The organism is Peribacillus sp. Bi96, from assembly GCF_918698115.1.
Taxonomy (GTDB): Bacteria; Bacillota; Bacilli; order Bacillales; family DSM-1321; genus Peribacillus.
Window position 1 is genome coordinate 55,240 of sequence record NZ_CAKKLV010000021.1, and the last position, 15,537, is coordinate 70,776.

The 15,537-nt window shown below is 41.2% G+C and carries 16 protein-coding genes and 1 riboswitch; of the genes, 6 read left to right on the forward strand and 10 right to left on the reverse strand.

Features of this window, described 5'->3' with window-relative positions; translation table 11 throughout:
* The first annotated feature begins 147 nt into the window (after positions 1-147).
* Together LQ203_RS21165 and LQ203_RS21170 are read left to right on the forward strand one after the other, a co-directional pair.
* Positions 148-1,503, forward strand: a complete 1,356-nt coding sequence (locus tag LQ203_RS21165; RefSeq protein WP_230161070.1) for an arsenic transporter — start codon at positions 148-150, stop codon at positions 1,501-1,503.
* Positions 1,504-1,526: 23 nt separating this feature from the next.
* Positions 1,527-2,192 carry a DUF2642 domain-containing protein gene (locus LQ203_RS21170; RefSeq protein WP_230161072.1) on the forward strand — a complete coding sequence of 222 codons (666 nt, stop codon included), beginning with the start codon at positions 1,527-1,529 and terminating at the stop codon, positions 2,190-2,192.
* A 51-nt stretch (positions 2,193-2,243) separates the two neighbouring features.
* Here the strand turns inward: LQ203_RS21170 and LQ203_RS21175 are convergent, their stop codons facing one another.
* The gene (locus LQ203_RS21175; protein WP_230161143.1) at positions 2,244-2,525 is read right to left on the reverse strand and encodes an iron-sulfur cluster biosynthesis family protein; all 282 of its coding nucleotides are present in this window, start codon (positions 2,523-2,525) and stop codon (positions 2,244-2,246) included.
* Positions 2,526-3,045: 520 nt separating this feature from the next.
* Between LQ203_RS21175 and LQ203_RS21180 the strand changes: the two genes are divergently transcribed.
* Complete coding sequence (locus tag LQ203_RS21180) at positions 3,046-4,248, forward strand: NlpC/P60 family protein (protein ID WP_290370628.1); 1,203 nt, start codon at positions 3,046-3,048, stop codon at positions 4,246-4,248.
* A 74-nt stretch (positions 4,249-4,322) separates the two neighbouring features.
* On the opposite strand, the gene LQ203_RS21185 is transcribed toward LQ203_RS21180, so the two are convergent.
* From LQ203_RS21185 to LQ203_RS21220, 8 genes are all read right to left on the reverse strand, one after another.
* On the reverse strand, positions 4,323-4,952 hold the full coding sequence (locus LQ203_RS21185) for a poly-gamma-glutamate hydrolase family protein (protein WP_230161074.1): 630 nt from the start codon (positions 4,950-4,952) through the stop codon (positions 4,323-4,325).
* An 83-nt stretch (positions 4,953-5,035) separates the two neighbouring features.
* Positions 5,036-5,185 carry a CapE family protein gene (locus LQ203_RS21190; protein WP_230161076.1) on the reverse strand — a complete coding sequence of 50 codons (150 nt, stop codon included), beginning with the start codon at positions 5,183-5,185 and terminating at the stop codon, positions 5,036-5,038.
* 67 nt (positions 5,186-5,252) lie between these two features.
* On the reverse strand, positions 5,253-6,836 hold the full coding sequence (locus LQ203_RS21195; protein ID WP_230161079.1) for a gamma-glutamyltransferase: 1,584 nt from the start codon (positions 6,834-6,836) through the stop codon (positions 5,253-5,255).
* 70 nt (positions 6,837-6,906) lie between these two features.
* The gene (locus tag LQ203_RS21200; RefSeq protein ID WP_230161081.1) at positions 6,907-8,172 is read right to left on the reverse strand and encodes a CapA family protein; all 1,266 of its coding nucleotides are present in this window, start codon (positions 8,170-8,172) and stop codon (positions 6,907-6,909) included.
* Positions 8,173-8,182: 10 nt separating this feature from the next.
* Entirely contained in the window at positions 8,183-8,632 is a 450-nt protein-coding gene (gene pgsC / locus LQ203_RS21205) for a poly-gamma-glutamate biosynthesis protein PgsC (RefSeq protein WP_230161083.1), read from the reverse strand.
* Positions 8,633-8,647: 15 nt separating this feature from the next.
* Entirely contained in the window at positions 8,648-9,829 is a 1,182-nt protein-coding gene (gene pgsB / locus LQ203_RS21210; RefSeq protein ID WP_230161085.1) for a poly-gamma-glutamate synthase PgsB, read from the reverse strand.
* A gap of 788 nt (positions 9,830-10,617) precedes the next feature.
* The gene (locus LQ203_RS21215; protein WP_230161087.1) at positions 10,618-10,833 is read right to left on the reverse strand and encodes a hypothetical protein; all 216 of its coding nucleotides are present in this window, start codon (positions 10,831-10,833) and stop codon (positions 10,618-10,620) included.
* Between the two features lie 445 nt (positions 10,834-11,278).
* Positions 11,279-12,958: a methyl-accepting chemotaxis protein gene (locus tag LQ203_RS21220; RefSeq protein WP_230161089.1), complete on the reverse strand. Its 1,680-nt coding sequence runs from the start codon at positions 12,956-12,958 to the stop codon at positions 11,279-11,281.
* Positions 12,959-13,143: 185 nt separating this feature from the next.
* Positions 13,144-13,186, forward strand: a riboswitch (PreQ1 riboswitch).
* Between the two features lie 55 nt (positions 13,187-13,241).
* On the opposite strand from LQ203_RS21220, the gene queC reads away from it, so the two are divergent.
* Genes queC through queE form a run of 3 tightly spaced genes read left to right on the forward strand, consistent with a single transcriptional unit; the run spans position 13,242 to position 15,098 of the window.
* Positions 13,242-13,907: a 7-cyano-7-deazaguanine synthase QueC gene (gene queC, locus LQ203_RS21225; protein ID WP_230161091.1), complete on the forward strand. Its 666-nt coding sequence runs from the start codon at positions 13,242-13,244 to the stop codon at positions 13,905-13,907.
* Entirely contained in the window at positions 13,907-14,377 is a 471-nt protein-coding gene (gene queD, locus LQ203_RS21230) for a 6-carboxytetrahydropterin synthase QueD (RefSeq protein ID WP_230161093.1), read from the forward strand. Before queC ends, queD begins: the two co-directional genes overlap by 1 nt.
* Positions 14,370-15,098 carry a 7-carboxy-7-deazaguanine synthase QueE gene (gene queE / locus LQ203_RS21235; RefSeq protein WP_230161095.1) on the forward strand — a complete coding sequence of 243 codons (729 nt, stop codon included), beginning with the start codon at positions 14,370-14,372 and terminating at the stop codon, positions 15,096-15,098. Before queD ends, queE begins: the two co-directional genes overlap by 8 nt.
* Before the next feature lie 63 nt (positions 15,099-15,161).
* On the opposite strand, the gene LQ203_RS21240 is transcribed toward queE, so the two are convergent.
* Positions 15,162-15,509 (reverse strand): DUF4260 domain-containing protein, encoded by a 348-nt coding sequence (locus LQ203_RS21240; protein ID WP_230161097.1) that lies wholly within the window; start codon positions 15,507-15,509, stop codon positions 15,162-15,164.
* Positions 15,510-15,537: the final 28 nt, after the last annotated feature.

The following is a 15,537-nucleotide window of genomic DNA, read 5'->3' on the forward strand; positions in this document are numbered from 1 at the left end:
CTTAGGGGACATTTTCACTAGAAGGACAAAGGTACAATTTAGAAAGTCTGGGCAAGTATCCCGTGCTTTTTTTACAAAAGGGAATATATATATAGCAATCGGACAAGTAGGGTCCAATGTCTCAAGGCCCAAAAAGGGGAGAACAACATGAATTTCGAGATTGGAATGACTATTTTTGTGTTCGTGATGACAATGATAGTTATATTATGGAGGCCAGGAGGTTTAAATGAAGCATGGCCAGCTTCAATTGGTGCAGGAATCATTTTACTGACTGGTACAGTATCCCATAGTGATATTTGGGATATCATCAACAAAATCGGTGGAGCATCGATCACCATCATGGCAACGATAGTGATGGCAGTCATCTTGGAAAGCTTCGGTTTTTTTCACTGGGCGGCTGCAAGACTATCCATCCTGGCTAAAGGATCTGGATACCGCCTATATTGGTACATTCAATTATTATGCTTTTTAATGACCCTGTTATTCAATAACGACGGCAGCATCATGATTACTACACCCATCTTGATCTTGCTTCTGAAAAACCTCAGATTGAAGCCGCATCAAGCCATCCCGTATCTTTTGAGTGGAGCGTTGATTGCGACTGCTTCCAGCGCGCCAATTGGCGTGAGTAACATCGTTAATTTAATCGCATTGCAAATTGTGCATATGACGCTTTATATGCATACTGCCATGATGTTTGTCCCCGCAACTCTGGGGTTGATCTTTATGTCATGGTTGATGTTCGTTGTGGTCAAGAAAAAATTGCCCAAGAAATTACCGGAAATCTCTTATGACATAGAGGAAAGTTTCTTCACTAAGAATTTCCACCCCTTAAAGGGGAAAATGACGGTTGAAACAAAAAAGCAACGCACTGGATTCATGTTGAAAGTATTACTCTATGTGTTCGTGGTGCGCTGTTTACTCTTTGTCGCTTCTTATCTTTCCATTCCGATCGAATGGGTTGCAGTACTAGGATCTTTATCCTTGCTGGTCTGGAGATGGTATCATTTACGGACCAATCCTGTCGATATTTTAAAAAAGACCCCTTGGAAAATCCTGATATTCGCATTCTCCATGTATGTCATCATTTATGGTCTCCATAATGTGGGGCTTACAGCCGTGCTCGTAGAGATATGTGAACCGATTGTAAACCGAGGGTTACTGAGTGCAAGTTTTATCATGGGAGGATTAGTTTCGATTTTATCAAACATCTTCAACAATCATCCAGCGCTAATGATAGGTACCATTACCTTAACTGAGATGGGACTTGATCCCATCACCTTAAAAACCATTTACCTCGCTAATATAATCGGTAGTGACATGGGATCATTGTTATTGCCCATCGGTACTCTTGCCTCACTGATCTGGATGCATATCCTGAAACAAAATAAAATGAAAATAAAGTGGAAAGATTATTTAAGCGTTTCCCTGATAGTCATACCAATATCAACAGTGGTGACGCTGCTCTTATTGTTCTATTGGGTGCATATGATTTTTAACTGATTAACCCCTAGGAGGAGATAGTAATGAGTGATGCAGTTGCATTACTGGGTAAACAGATTGATGTTCAACTCTCTGGAAAAAAAACGTTCAAAGGAATTCTAACTGATCTGAGTACGGATATTCTGGTATTGTTCAATGGACAGCAGTTTTTATACTTTCCAATGCTGCATGTCCAAAGTTTCAATCTAAGTTCTGAGATCGATGACGATATCAGATATCCTATAGAGTCCCCCATGATGGAAGAGATGGCTTCCATTTCCTATCGAAAAGCGCTGATGAATGCAAAAGGATTTTTTTTAGAACTCCATGTTGCGGGACAGGCCCCTATACATGGTTATATCACCAATGTTTTAAATGATTACATTGCCTTCTACTCGCCAGTATATAAAACGATGTATATATCGCTGCATCACCTTAAATGGCTTACTCCATATAATCAAAATGCCACGCCCTATACCCTCAATAGTGAGAGTTTTCCCGTCAATCCTTCACAAGGGCCCATGGTTCGTTCCTTGGAAGAACAATTAAAGAGAAATGTAGGAAAGCTTGTCGTTTTTGATGGGGGAGAGGACCCCATGAAGATTGGAGTGCTTAAAGAGGTTGAAAACAATTTAGTGGAGTTAACGACAGCTGGCGGGGATCAAATGTTTTTGAAGCTTACACATATTAAAACCGTGTATATGCCATAGATTCATAGAAAAAGGGGAGAGCCATTTAAGCTTTCCCCCTTTTTTCGTCTATTAGATGATGGGGGATACCAACGGATTCGGGTTTCTGATTATAAATCCATCGCCTTCGAAATCAATCTCCGTCAGATCTGTAAAATGGGAGTCCGTTGGATCGATTAAAATTTTAATATCGTGTAAAACGAGCACTTCCTCTTGCTCCTTTTTAGTTCGTGACAGGGTTAATGAGTAGTTCATCTGGTTACAACATGGTCTGTTTACACCAAATCTCAAATACGTTTCCTCTTCTAAGTTTTGTTGCATGTCCTTAATTACCTGCTGGGCTTTACTAGTCATTTTTATCAAGATGATCACTCCATTATCGTTGGGCCCTGACAAAAAGAGCGAGCCGCATATGTACCACTTTATCATGACCGAGGTCAAAACCGTAAGGACATCCAGCATTTAGAGATGGGGATCATTGGTCGTGGGATCTCTCATGTAACTTATTGAGCTGATCCATATTCCTCTTCGCATTCTTCCATTTTCTACGCATATCCACTATCCTAATTATTCTTTTTCCGAGGGAAGGGGAACAGTTGAAAAGCTACCATTTTTTTAGTGGAAAACAAAAAGTGGGTACAATGGGGTATTTCGGGTCGTTTTATTGAGGGGGAATAATGATCTTTTATAGAAAAATAGGTTAAAAGTTTAAAATGATTCACCGATATTACTGGTGATGGTAAGTATTTAGACATGGTCATTTGTTGTTTTTTAGTATAAAGGAAGGGCATGAAAGCTTGTTGGGCTTTCGTATGATGGAGTGTTTTGACTGGGAAATGGTAGAAAAGAGTTTCAGTATAAAGGAAGGGTTAAAATGTTTAAAGGAAGATTATGCAGTATGGCACTTTTATTAGTATTCATGGTTAGTTTCACTTCATTACCTGGCTTAAAGGTCGAGGCGGCAGATCGTTTGCATACTGTAACTACTGGCGATACGGTAGAATCGATTGCCAAGACTTATAATATATCGTCCTGGCAATTGATGAAAACGAATGGTTTACCCGATGGAAAGTTATATGTAGGCCAGAAGTTAACGATCACTCAAAATGCCTATACTCCTTCCGTCTACCAGTGGTCGGAGAGAGGAAAACAAATTGCGAACTATGCCAAATCTTTTATAGGATTTAAAAAGACTGCTGGAGAAGAGACGCCAGCAACAGGGTTCGATTCCAGCGGATTGATCCATTGGGTGCTTTCCCAGCAAAATGTACCCATCGACCGTTTGACAGTGGATGGGTTTTATAAGCAAGGGATGGATACAGCCACTCCGAAAACCGGAGATATTATATTCTTCTTGGAAAGGGACAGTTCAAAAGTCGTGACTGCAGGTATCTATCTCGGCAATGACCAATTTGTCAATGCTGGATATGGTGCAGAAACGGTTCGGGTGAGGTCTAGCACAGAAAACTACTATGAAAAATACCAAATTGCCTATAAAACATACACTCCTAAAGGAGAGCATATTGTCCAAAACGGGGAAACGCTAAAAAGCATTGCGGAAAAATACAATATATCCATAAATACGATTAAAAGTCGTAATGCCCTGCCGACAGATGACTTGATGAAAGGACAGTATCTTCAGCTTTACAGCAACCCTTTGTATCCGTTCTATGTAAACCAAGAAGCTTCTTATGATAAAGCTTATGATGTCATTAAGTACGCCTATACACTAAGAGGGTTCACCTATGTTTTCGGGGAAGATGATCCGATGATTGGCATGGATTGCAGCGGATTCATCTATTGGGTCATGAAGGAGCAGGGACTTTCAGTAAAACGCGGTTCCGCAGCGAACTACTTCTCATTGCTCCCGACAATTGAAAATCCAAAGGCAGGGGATTTAGTGTTCTTTAGGGATACAGGTTCAAGAATAGGTGTGACCCACGTAGGCATATATCTAGGCGATGGCCGTTTTCTCCATACAACGGAAAAAGCTGGCGTTCATACCTCCAACCTTGGGTCGGAATATTTTGCCGAGAAGTTCGAAAGCTTCGGACAAGTCAAAAACCTTATGAACTAAAAAGAATGGGTATAAGTCAACTTGGCTGTTTCTGGCGTCCTTTTGTAAAAAAAAGATCGAAGAACGTAGGAAGTTCATTCATGCTGTTTATATTTCAAAGTCGCTTTTTCAAGGGCGCGAACGAAACGGTGAAAAAGATCCGATCGATTGACCCTGTTTTTACTGGTAAAGTCATCATCTTTGAACAGGCTTTTTCTAAGCTTAGTGGAAAGTTCCAATTGAACGCCTGCACTCATTTTACATTTGTTTGTGATATTGTTTTCATTCATGCCTGAAAGGTGCTGTGGCGCGTACTCAGCTTGAAATCCAGCTTCATTCAGGGAATGTAAAATCAAGTTCTTATAGGTTTCATTTCTCCCGCCGATGTAAACGAGCACGTTATGTACGTCGCAGTGTCCATGAATGGAGAGGTTTGTCCGTGAGTCCGCAGCCATTGAAACCCCTATGGGTTCATTGAACAAGTTGGATGTTATATGGAGGACTTTGTTACGGCTTGGTTTCAGACCTTCGAAAAGATAGGTGCTGGCACCAAGCCTTTCTCCAATGGCGGCAGCAATTTCACCAGTACCTGGTTCGATATTCCCGCCATGTATAGCCAGGACCGCAATATCCGGGTTCCTGTGGTAAACAGTGATGCGGTAATCGAAGGATTCCTGTTCTTTTTGCTGAAGCTCGGCATAATTGGTATAGCTATTTTCGTTCATCGTTTTCCCCCCGTATCTGTACCTTATTTACCCATACCCGTCGAGAGCAAAAATAAAAAAAGCGGGGGTTGCCCCTGCTTTTTTTATTCTTCGATAGTCGTATATTGTTCTATTTTCTTTTGCTCATCGGATGATAAAGTTTCGGTCCGCTTAAACATATTCATGGTCACAAGCATGGCTGCTATAAGAATAACAGGTAAAACCCAGCTTGTGATTTTTTTTACAATATCCATATTCTCATCCCCTTATGCATCGCTAAAAGTTCAAATGATATTTGAATGGCGAGGCAGGACTACATTTTTATTGCTGCGCTTTCCAGCTCCCATTTCTTCTCTTATCCCCAGCTCCGGATAACAATCCGGTTTTCTCGTTTTTAACGAGAACCTGAACCCCGCCATAATACATGGGGTTTATATTTTGAATGACTTCATATCCTGAATCTTCCAATTCTGATATTATTTCATTCGAAAACCTTGATTCTGTATGAATTTTCTTTCCATCATAGACGAACCGGTTACGGTCGATGATATCCTGAAATGAGCCATCATTCTCTGTATATGAATAAAGGACCTGCATCAATACTTGAGGAATTCTATCACCGCCGGGTGAACCGATCCCAATCGATTCCTCCCCTGGATTCTTGAGAATGGTTGGTGCGGTGAATGTTCTAGATCGTTTATATGCCTTTTGGGAATTCAAGTCAGACCCAAAATTTTTCAATTGATCATTAAGGAAAAATCCATTCGTATAGTCACCAGATCCGAAAAAATTACTGAGCGTATTTGTTGCAGAAACGACAGTGCCATACTTGTCCATAATCACAAAATGTGTGGTACTTTCATGTTCTTCGGAACCATTCGATTCTTTATTTTCCCAGTTATCACTTGTGATTTTACTTTTAAGATTATTTAAGTGAATGGGGGAGAGCAATTGTTCAGCCTTAGCTGCACTGGTTCCATCCCCTATATGGGAGACTCGATCTTGATAAGCCGTATTTGTGATGCCCCCCAACACTTTCATATAAGCTGATTTGCTTGAAGACTCACCTAGGTTCGTTTCCTCGGCAAGTTTCAACATTTCAAGAACTGTAATCCCGGAAAAGGGAGGAGGGGCGGTCAGAACGTCATAACCGGCAAATGTCCCTTGAACAGGCTTACGTTCTTTCACCTCATAACGCTTTAAATCCATCAAGTCAACGTCTGTCTCTCTTTTAATATCCCGTGCGATCTCCCCTTTATAGAAACCATCAGGACCTTCTTGTTGAATCTTCTTCAATGTTTCAGCAAGTTTTTTTTGAATAAGCGTCTTTCCTGGTTCAATGGCATCACCATCAGGATAAAATAGGGAAGTCTCATCGGAAGAAGCCCTTGTTTTGGCTCCAGCCAAGCGTGAGGATAACATTTCGTCCACTTTAAACCCGTCTTGAGCCAAATCGATGGCAGGCTGAATAAGATCTTCCATTGGTACGCTTCCATACTTATCATGGATAACCTGCATGCCGGCCACTAACCCAGGAATCCCCGTATGGTGTCTTGAACTTGGGTCTTCCGGAGAGGATTCACGATAATCGATGAAATTGGGTTTGCCGGACTCAGGGTCGATCAGCATACCGCCGCCACCACCTATCCCAGATCCATAGGGTTCGATTACACCTAATGCATAAGATACCGCAATAGCGGCATCCGCCGCAGTTCCGCCGTTATCCAAAATATCCATCCCCACATCTATTGCGATAGGGTTTGAAGAACTGACCCCATATGATTGAGCTGTCTTACTATCTATCGGTTCATTCGTGTCAGAAATAGGGGATGGCTTCGAACATCCAGCTATATATATGAGCATGCAAAGGGAAAGGAGCACTTTTCTCGTCATACGGTTAATCATCTGTTGTTCCCCCTTTTCGTTGAGCATCTAAGTAGTGTGTTCTCTTATTCACGTAGGATCCATTGTTCTCTTACTGGATGGGGTGCATGTTCTGCTGTTTGACTTTTTCTTCTTTTTTCTCTTGTGCAGCTTTCTTGTCTTTCGCAGCTTTTTCTTCTTGTTCACGTTGTGCCTTATGGTCGATTACCTTCTTGTGATTCAGGGTAATCTCGATATGATCCTCTTTTTTCGACCATTGGGCTTTTTCACTCGTTTCCTTCGTCAACTGACGGTAAACTCGTGATTGATCGATTGTTGAGGTGGCTGGCCTTGGAGTGGCTTCTTCGATTTGCAGAGGAACGACATCGATTGCAGCTTTTCCGTCTTCCGCCAAATGGTATTGAACCATGGCTGAATCCTTTGTACGTGTCCAGCCTTGATCGAAAATGAAGTTTCCTAAACTATAGAAAATGATTCCATCTTTATAAACATCAAAAGATTGTAGTACATGGGGATGATGGCCGATGATGATGTCTGCCCCCGCATCGATGACCGCTTTAGCCAAGTCAGTTTGACGGGAGGTTGCAGATGATGAATACTCTTGACCCCAATGCATATTCACTACAACCAAATCTGCGTTACCTTGCTCGGCATCCCTTGCTTTGCCAATCATTTCAAATAACAAATCAGGATTCGCGTTCAATAAGCCAGCTTGATCATTTTTTGGTACGGCATCCTTTTTATAAACATCTGTAAAGCCAAGTGTTGCGACACGTAAGCCATTAACGTCCGCATAGTCGATGCTAGCTTTAGCGTCGGCAGTGTTCGATCCAACACCGACATAGTCCATATCCGCATTTTTGAATTCATCAATCGTATCAAGAAGCCCTCGTTCTTCAAAGTCCATCATATGGTTATTGGCCAATGTCATCACAGAGAAGCCAGCATCTTTAACGGCCTTCACACCACTTTTATTGGAGTTTAACCGGATGGCCGTGTCTGCTTCCTTGTAGTTAGATACCCCGTCTTTTAAAGCAGGGTGTTCATAATTCCCGCTGACATAGTCTGAAGCGGCAAAATAGGGCTTCATATAACGGAACAGATAATCATACCCGTGCTTTTCCGTCACTTCTTCAACATTACGCCCCATCATCACATCACCGACCATTGTCATCGTCAATGGTTGATCAGATTTGGAAGCGGCTGTTTTCAAATCTTCAGCTTGTCCCATCCAAGTGGTAATGCCTAAAGCGATTAGTAATATAGGTAGTATGATTCCAGCGTATTTAAGATTCTTTTTCTTCGTGCGCTTAATAAAGATAAGTGTTTTTTCTTTTGAATTTAAAGTCCGTTTCATTTTATGCACCTCAGAATAGGGAGTACACGTTCATTAAACCGAAAGTTAAGCCGGATAATAAAAGCGTGCTGCCGAGTGTCAATGGCATTCCTTGTCTTTGAATGGTATTCGCTATCAAACCAGGTACGATTATACCGATTCCCCGAAACTCGAATATTTCAAACGGCATGACGGGGTAGACGAAGTCCAATAGGAGTTTCAAGCAAATCCCGGTCACCATCATGGCTGCGAATTTTCTTCTTCCATATAAAATCACCCATCTTGAAAGGCCGTGAGTGACGATTAAATAAGTTACGACACTAATGATCATGATGACAAGCATGATTTGCACTTGGTCAAATACTAATGCCAAATAACCTGGTACAATAAGTCCTGCGGGTACGACACCCGTTTTTTCTGAAAAGATAAGGCTTAGCGTTACTCCTAGTACTAGTGCTACATATAAATCCGTTCCAAACATTAAGGTTCCTCCTACTTAACTCGCTTTTTGCTTCGTTTTAGATTTCATGAATGCTTCGATTAATGGTTCCGCTGCACCATGAATATTACCCACACCGTAAACGATGCGGTTTTTCATTAATGGGCGGAGACGGGCCACAATTTCTTCAGTTGACCAGTTTTCTAAATCCCAATACTCTTTTGTATCTAAATTACCTTGCTCGAAAACCCTTGTGATCGGTGATGTAGTTTCACCAATGGCAATGACGATTTCGGACTTTATGTATGGCAAGACATCTCTTGCAAACTGCTCGGTACGATCAACACGATCGGGACGGCAGTTCATGATGACGATAGGAGGTTCTGTGCTGTATCCGAACGTATTGACACGTTCCCAGATATTCAGCGTCGATGACGCGTCATTTGCCGCAAAGCCATTTACAAAGAAAGTTGGCTGGATTGGATCCCCGAACTTGGTGATCCGCATGGCACCTGGATCGGGATGTGCATTTAACATGCCGCGAAAAGCCGTTTTTTCATCAATGCCCAAAGCTTCTGCAACGGCCAAAGCCAGTGAAGCGTTATCAGGAAATACCATATAGTCGAATTCGCGTAGGAAATCTTCCGATATTCTTGAATTATCTGCCACGATCACTTTTGTGTTGCGTTCTTTGGCAATTTGTTTGAAAAAGTCCAAGTATTCACTTTCGATTGTTATTAAATGACCATTATGGGGTATGGTAGCAGTGAAGGCCTCAGCTACTTCATCCAATGTTGGGCCCATGACATCCATATGGTCTTCTAATACATTCACGATGACCCCAATGTTGGCTTGGATCATTTTATTTTGGAAGATTAGTTGATAATCAGGCTGAACGGCCATACATTCACAAACAAGTGCCTCTGTTCCAAGATCGGCAACTTCTTTGACCACACGCCGTTGTTCACCAATGTTCGGTCCCTCTGGGCGGCGTACGATCGGTTTTTCTTTGTCCGTAAACCAATAGATCATTCTTGCCGATGTTCCGGTTGTTTTACCTACTGTTTTGTACTTAGCTTCTTGAATTACACCTGTAATTAAACGCGTTACAGTCGATTTCCCTCGAATCCCATTCACATTTACACGTACTGGAATGGAGTCGAGACGCTTTTGATGGCGTTTTTGTTCGACTATTCCATAGCCAAGCAAAAAGATCGCACAGATAAATATTGGTGCCATTTTTTTACCTCTCTTTTTTGAAGTATTTGATTTACTGAATACACACTACATGATTTTAAACTTAATAGGCAAGAGTCAATTATTCTATCGTAATATAGTTTTTATCATCTTTTTCAAAAAAATGTATATAAGAGTGTAATAGTATCTAAAGGGATTAAATGTGCTATGAGTACAAAGATGCGGATGAAAACTCAGTCAAACCTGGTTTATTTACACTAATTTATGGTAGTTGTAACAAAAACCCATGATAAATAGCACAAAAACAGTTTCGTGAGTATTTGAACCTAATGCTTAATGGCTATATTTATATAATGAAATGTTTTTTGGAGTGAGGTTTATTACAGTTTAATAATTGTTTATACCCAGAAGGTAATCTTTATGTAATATTGTTTATTCATTTGTCATTCAATGTAAAATATTGCATCTATCGACTCAAATAGTTGAACTCTTTTGAATTTGGACAAAGATGAGTAAAAGAACACATCTCTTTTTTAATATATTTTCCGGTTTTTTCCTCAGAGAATACCCATGGGACTATAATTGAACTTTTACCTGAAACATGAAATAAACTAAAGTTAATCCATTTTTTTTAAAAAATACCTAGTTTCTTCTATAGATATAGTGTTTATAGAAGAATGAAAAATAAAAAAAGCTCAGAAGTATATCTGAGCTTTCGGCTTATATATTGTAAATGAATGGAATGGTCACGAATCTCCGTTTATCATGGAGATTTAACGTTTGTGAGTCTTGAGCTACAGCATTGGTAGCTGATTATGGAAGGAATCCGGTTAACTGGATTTCTTTCTGTCAGTAATCTCAAGGTTGGAGTCCTTTTTACCGCCATCAATCACATAAAGTCTAGGAGCTAATCTCCTTCTTTTTCCTTGATTGTCAGGATTCATCTTCATATAATTTTCGTATTCTTTGCGAAAGAATTCTTCGTTTTCCCGTTCCAGTGCTTTTCTTTCGTTAAAATCTGCTATGAATTTGAAAAAACGTTTCATATGAATTCCTCCTTGTGGGGTTAAAAGGTCTTAGTTTAATAGTAACATATCATTAGTGGAATTTAACCTTTTTTACGAATTCGGAGTGAAAATTGTGTTTTTGTGTGAATAAAGTTGTGAATGATTTGATTCGAGAGAAAGCATGCAGTGGATCCTTACTGAGTATAAGTATCCGTGCATGGTGTTGAAAGGAAAGGTCAGGATTTTCAGGTATTGGAAGCAATGATTATATCAGTTAAAATATTCCTTTAGTTATATCTATTATACACTAAATATTCTGAAAACGAAGAAAAATATTCACTTCCAGCCTCTTTTAATAGATTTGCTTTTTAATGGTTATTATTGTGTATAGTTATTTATTCCCCGATATACGAAAATGAAACAACCCTTATAATGGAAGAAAAAAAGCAATTTCCCGCATTCATGTGACGGGAAATTGCTAGTGTCATAATTGGAACTTCTTAACCTGTTCAGTCAGCAGTTCTGCCGAAGATGCAAGTTCACTGGCGTGATTCGTGATTTCATCCATTGATGAGCTCGATTGTTGAGCGGAGGCGGAGACTTGTTCGATACCTGCCGCTGACTCCTCAGAAACGGCTGCAATGTCTTCGATGGCCTGATTGATCTTTTTACTATTTGTAGAGATGTAGTTTAATTCATTAGTAATATGCTGAATCTTCGTACCCATATTCCCGACAGAGTGATTGATTGTTTCGAAGGTTTGGCCGGTAAGGGTTATCTGTTTCGTGCCCTCATCCACCTGTATATAACCATCCTCCAGGGAATGGACGACGTTTTTTGAACCAGCTTGTATTGCGGTTACGATTTCGGTGATATCCCCAACCGAGTGTGTGACCCCTTCAGCGAGTTTTCGCACCTCATCCGCGACGACGGCAAAGCCTTTTCCATGTTCGCCAGCCCGTGCCGCTTCTATGGCCGCATTCAAGGCCAATAAATTGGTTTGATTGGATATATCCTTGATGACATGAACAAGCTGAGAGATTTCCTGTGAATGGGAATCGAGCCCTTTCACTTGCTCGACGGCATTTTTAACGACCTCATCAATCATTTTCATTTTTTGGACTGAACTTCGCATTAAAGTGGTTCCTTCCTTTGTCATGGAAAGGATCTCGGTTGAGCTTTGCGCTACCTCGACTCCTTCAAGATGGGCCTGTTCGATCTTGCCGCTGAATTCATCCATCATCCGCACCAATTCAGTTGCCCGGTTTGCTTGCGACTCCGAACCCTCCGAAAGTTCGTACATGGTGGTCGCTATCTGTCTGCTGCCCTGTTGGACTTCATCCGCTGATTGAGTCAAATTTTCACTTTGGTTCGAAACGGATTCGGATACAGCCAGCATTTTTTCAATCGTATCACGCAGGTTTTTCTGCATTTGGTTGGCGGATACCGTTAATTCCCCAATTTCGTCATTTGACTTTTGCTCAAGGGGCTCATGATTCAGCTCTCCGTCAGCCACCATTTTCATCCTGTCCCTGATTTTAAGGAGGGGGGCGGTAATGAGATTGGCTGTAACAAGCGCAAGCAGGAGGCCGATAAGGACTGCCGCAATGGATATGATGATACTTGTCGACTTAATCGATTTCCCGCTTGCGATGACGGTTTCACCCGAAGAGGCGATTAATTCCTCGCGTTCCGTAGCAAGCTCCTTGAAACCCTCCATTACTTCATTGCTGATTGGCGCCACTTCATTTTTGAGTATCTCTTTAGCGCGTTCTTCATTTCCTTTTTCATATTGGGTAAATACCCGGTCTACAATCATCGTTCTCCAATCGACGCTTTTCTCGATCAAATCCTTCGCTTTATCCGAATCGCTTAAGGACAAGAGTTTCTTCTGGATGACCTGACTTTCTTCGGTATATTGTAAGAACTTTTCTTTATAACTCTCGTCACCATATAGAATATAAGCTCGGGCGAATGCGGTTCTTTGTGCTAGATTATATAGTAGCTTTTCATTTTGGATAAGAAGCGGAAGTTCCTTTTCGATGATATCCTGGGAATATACCAGTGACTTGTTGCTGCTATAAATATTGAATGCTCCTAAGATGATACATAAAGATATAATGAGTGAAAATGCCACCAATACCTTTCCTTTAATGCTTTTCAAATGAATGGACCCCTTTATCGATATTTTGTTCATACTTGTTTATCGGATAGTTAATGGGATATTTAAGCAATGAAAAGATAACCAAATTTTCCATCAGATCTAATATTCACTAAATATAATCATCTTGATTTATTATCGTTTTCAAGTTACTATTGACTTGGAAAAATATAATATTCCGCGTTAAGGCGGAAGAGGTTCTAGCTACCCTCTCAAAAAAACTAAGGAGAAACAGTGCTCTATTCTTAGGGTGCTGTTTTTTTCCGTAAAAAGGAGTTTTATAGAAATGAAGAAAAAAGAAAAGGCAGTGGTTGTGTTTAGCGGAGGTCAGGACAGTACGACTTGCCTGTTCTGGGCATTGGAGAGATTTGAGGAAGTGGAAGCGGTGACGTTCGATTATAATCAGCGGCATAGCTTGGAAATCGAATGCGCTCAAAACATTGCCAAGGAATTGGGCGTGAACCATCATATCCTTGACATGTCGCTGCTGAACCAACTGGCACCGAATGCATTGACGAGAAGTGATATTGCAGTGGAGGACGGGGAAGACGGGGAATTGCCGTCAACGTTCGTACCAGGGAGGAATTTGCTGTTCCTTTCGTTTGCCGGGGTGTTGGCCAGTCAGATTGGCGCTAAACATATCGTCACAGGTGTATGTGAGACGGATTTCTCAGGATATCCAGACTGTCGCGATGTATTCATTAAATCGTTGAATGTGACCTTGAACTTGTCGATGGACCAGTCATTCGTGATTGATACGCCGCTAATGTGGCTTAATAAAGAGGAAACATGGGAGCTTGCGGATCAGCTTGGCGCATTCGAGTTTGTCCGCGAAAAGACCTTGACTTGCTATAACGGAATCATCTCCGACGGCTGTGGAGATTGTCCGGCATGTAATCTGCGAAAAAAAGGACTGGATGACTATGTAAGCAGACGGAAGGTGCTTTCATGATGTACGGTTTTTCTATAGTGGATAAACTCCAAAAAATTGATGAAGATATTCAGCGCAGCCAATTGAAGTATACAAACAAGAGGGTTCTCGTGAGTAAGGAATTCACCTTTGACGCGGCGCACCATTTGCATGACTATGAAGGGAAATGCAAGAACCTGCATGGCCACACATATAAGGTCATTTTCGGATTGAGCGGGTATACGGATTCACGCGGTTTGATGATAGATTTTGGGGACATCAAGGATATATGGAAAAATGAAATTGAAATCCACTTGGATCATCGTTATTTGAATGAAACCCTGCCGCTCATGAACACGACAGCTGAAAATATGGTTGTTTGGATTTATGAAAAAATGGCCGAAGCCCTTTCATTAAAAGATTATGAGGGTGCTAGGGTCGAATTTATTCGCCTTTACGAAACGCCAACAAGCTATGCTGAAGCCAGACGGGAGTGGATGGAAAGTGAGTAAACTCCCCGTTATGGAAATCTTTGGCCCGACCATCCAAGGTGAGGGAATGGTCATTGGTCAAAAAACCATGTTCGTTCGGACGGCCGGCTGCGATTATTCGTGTGCCTGGTGTGATTCCGCATTTACTTGGGATGGCACCGGTAAGGAAGATACCGTCCAAATGACTGCTGAAGAAATATGGGATGAGCTGAAGCGAATTGGGGGTTCCGGTTTTTCCTTCGTGACGATATCAGGCGGAAACCCGGCTCTGCTGAAAAACCTAAACGGCTTGATAGCGATCTTACATGAAAATAAAATGAAAATAGGTGTCGAAACACAGGGGAGCCGATGGCAGGATTGGTTTCTCGATATTGATGAACTGACTATTTCACCTAAGCCGCCGAGCTCTAGAATGAACACGGACTTTACGGTGCTAGATCAAATCATATCGAACCTGGCTGATCGAAATCCCGATAATAATGTCTCGTTGAAGGTAGTCGTCTTTGATGATGAAGATTATCAGTATGCAAAAAAAGTACATGGCCGGTACCCGGATGTTCCTTTTTATCTGCAGGTCGGGAATGATGACAGCAGGACGGCGGATGATCAGCACCTAATTAGCGGACTATTGAAGAAATACGAAGAGTTAATTGATAAAGTGATAGCTGATGATGAATTGAATGATGTGAAAGTGCTGCCACAGTTGCATACCTATATATGGGGTAACAAGCGAGGCGTGTAAAGAAAAGAGAGCAGGAGGCAGTGTGATGCGTAATCACGCTGCCTTTTACATGAGGAAAGCTTATTACAGCCTTTGAATGTGTGTAGCTTTGAAGGATGAAGTGTATTTAAGACCATACCCAAATAAGCGATCCATTCCAATATGAGCGGTCCAAATTAAACCAATCATCATCAATGCATCCGACTTTAGAAAAACGGCTAGTAAGATCGTGAATATGGAGAGGGTATAAGTATGAAATAAGTTATAAACTTTTGCTCCAATCCGCTCATTGATCAGATAGGCCAGCATGGAAGCATCAGGTGACAAAATCAATAAAAGAAACATCCACCAGCTGAATTCATATGACGAATAGATGGAAATCGTAGCTAAAAGGACCATGAGTCCTTCAATATGAAGGAATTTCTTTACCATTTAAAAACCTCCCAAATTTTAATTGACC

Excerpts from the sequence above, each read along its gene's own strand:
- LQ203_RS21165 (WP_230161070.1), top strand. The coding sequence starts at position 148 with ATGAATTTCGAGATTGGAATGACTATTTTTGTGTTCGTGATGACAATG.
- LQ203_RS21170 (WP_230161072.1), top strand. The coding sequence starts at position 1,527 with ATGAGTGATGCAGTTGCATTACTGGGTAAACAGATTGATGTTCAACTC.
- LQ203_RS21175 (WP_230161143.1), bottom strand. The coding sequence starts at position 2,525 with ATGACTAGTAAAGCCCAGCAGGTAATTAAGGACATGCAACAAAACTTA.
- LQ203_RS21180 (WP_290370628.1), top strand. The coding sequence starts at position 3,046 with ATGTTTAAAGGAAGATTATGCAGTATGGCACTTTTATTAGTATTCATG.
- LQ203_RS21185 (WP_230161074.1), bottom strand. The coding sequence starts at position 4,952 with ATGAACGAAAATAGCTATACCAATTATGCCGAGCTTCAGCAAAAAGAA.
- LQ203_RS21190 (WP_230161076.1), bottom strand. The coding sequence starts at position 5,185 with ATGGATATTGTAAAAAAAATCACAAGCTGGGTTTTACCTGTTATTCTT.
- LQ203_RS21195 (WP_230161079.1), bottom strand. The coding sequence starts at position 6,836 with ATGATTAACCGTATGACGAGAAAAGTGCTCCTTTCCCTTTGCATGCTC.
- LQ203_RS21200 (WP_230161081.1), bottom strand. The coding sequence starts at position 8,172 with ATGAAACGGACTTTAAATTCAAAAGAAAAAACACTTATCTTTATTAAG.
- pgsC (WP_230161083.1), bottom strand. The coding sequence starts at position 8,632 with ATGTTTGGAACGGATTTATATGTAGCACTAGTACTAGGAGTAACGCTA.
- pgsB (WP_230161085.1), bottom strand. The coding sequence starts at position 9,829 with ATGGCACCAATATTTATCTGTGCGATCTTTTTGCTTGGCTATGGAATA.
- LQ203_RS21215 (WP_230161087.1), bottom strand. The coding sequence starts at position 10,833 with ATGAAACGTTTTTTCAAATTCATAGCAGATTTTAACGAAAGAAAAGCA.
- queC (WP_230161091.1), top strand. The coding sequence starts at position 13,242 with ATGAAGAAAAAAGAAAAGGCAGTGGTTGTGTTTAGCGGAGGTCAGGAC.
- queD (WP_230161093.1), top strand. The coding sequence starts at position 13,907 with ATGTACGGTTTTTCTATAGTGGATAAACTCCAAAAAATTGATGAAGAT.
- LQ203_RS21240 (WP_230161097.1), bottom strand. The coding sequence starts at position 15,509 with ATGGTAAAGAAATTCCTTCATATTGAAGGACTCATGGTCCTTTTAGCT.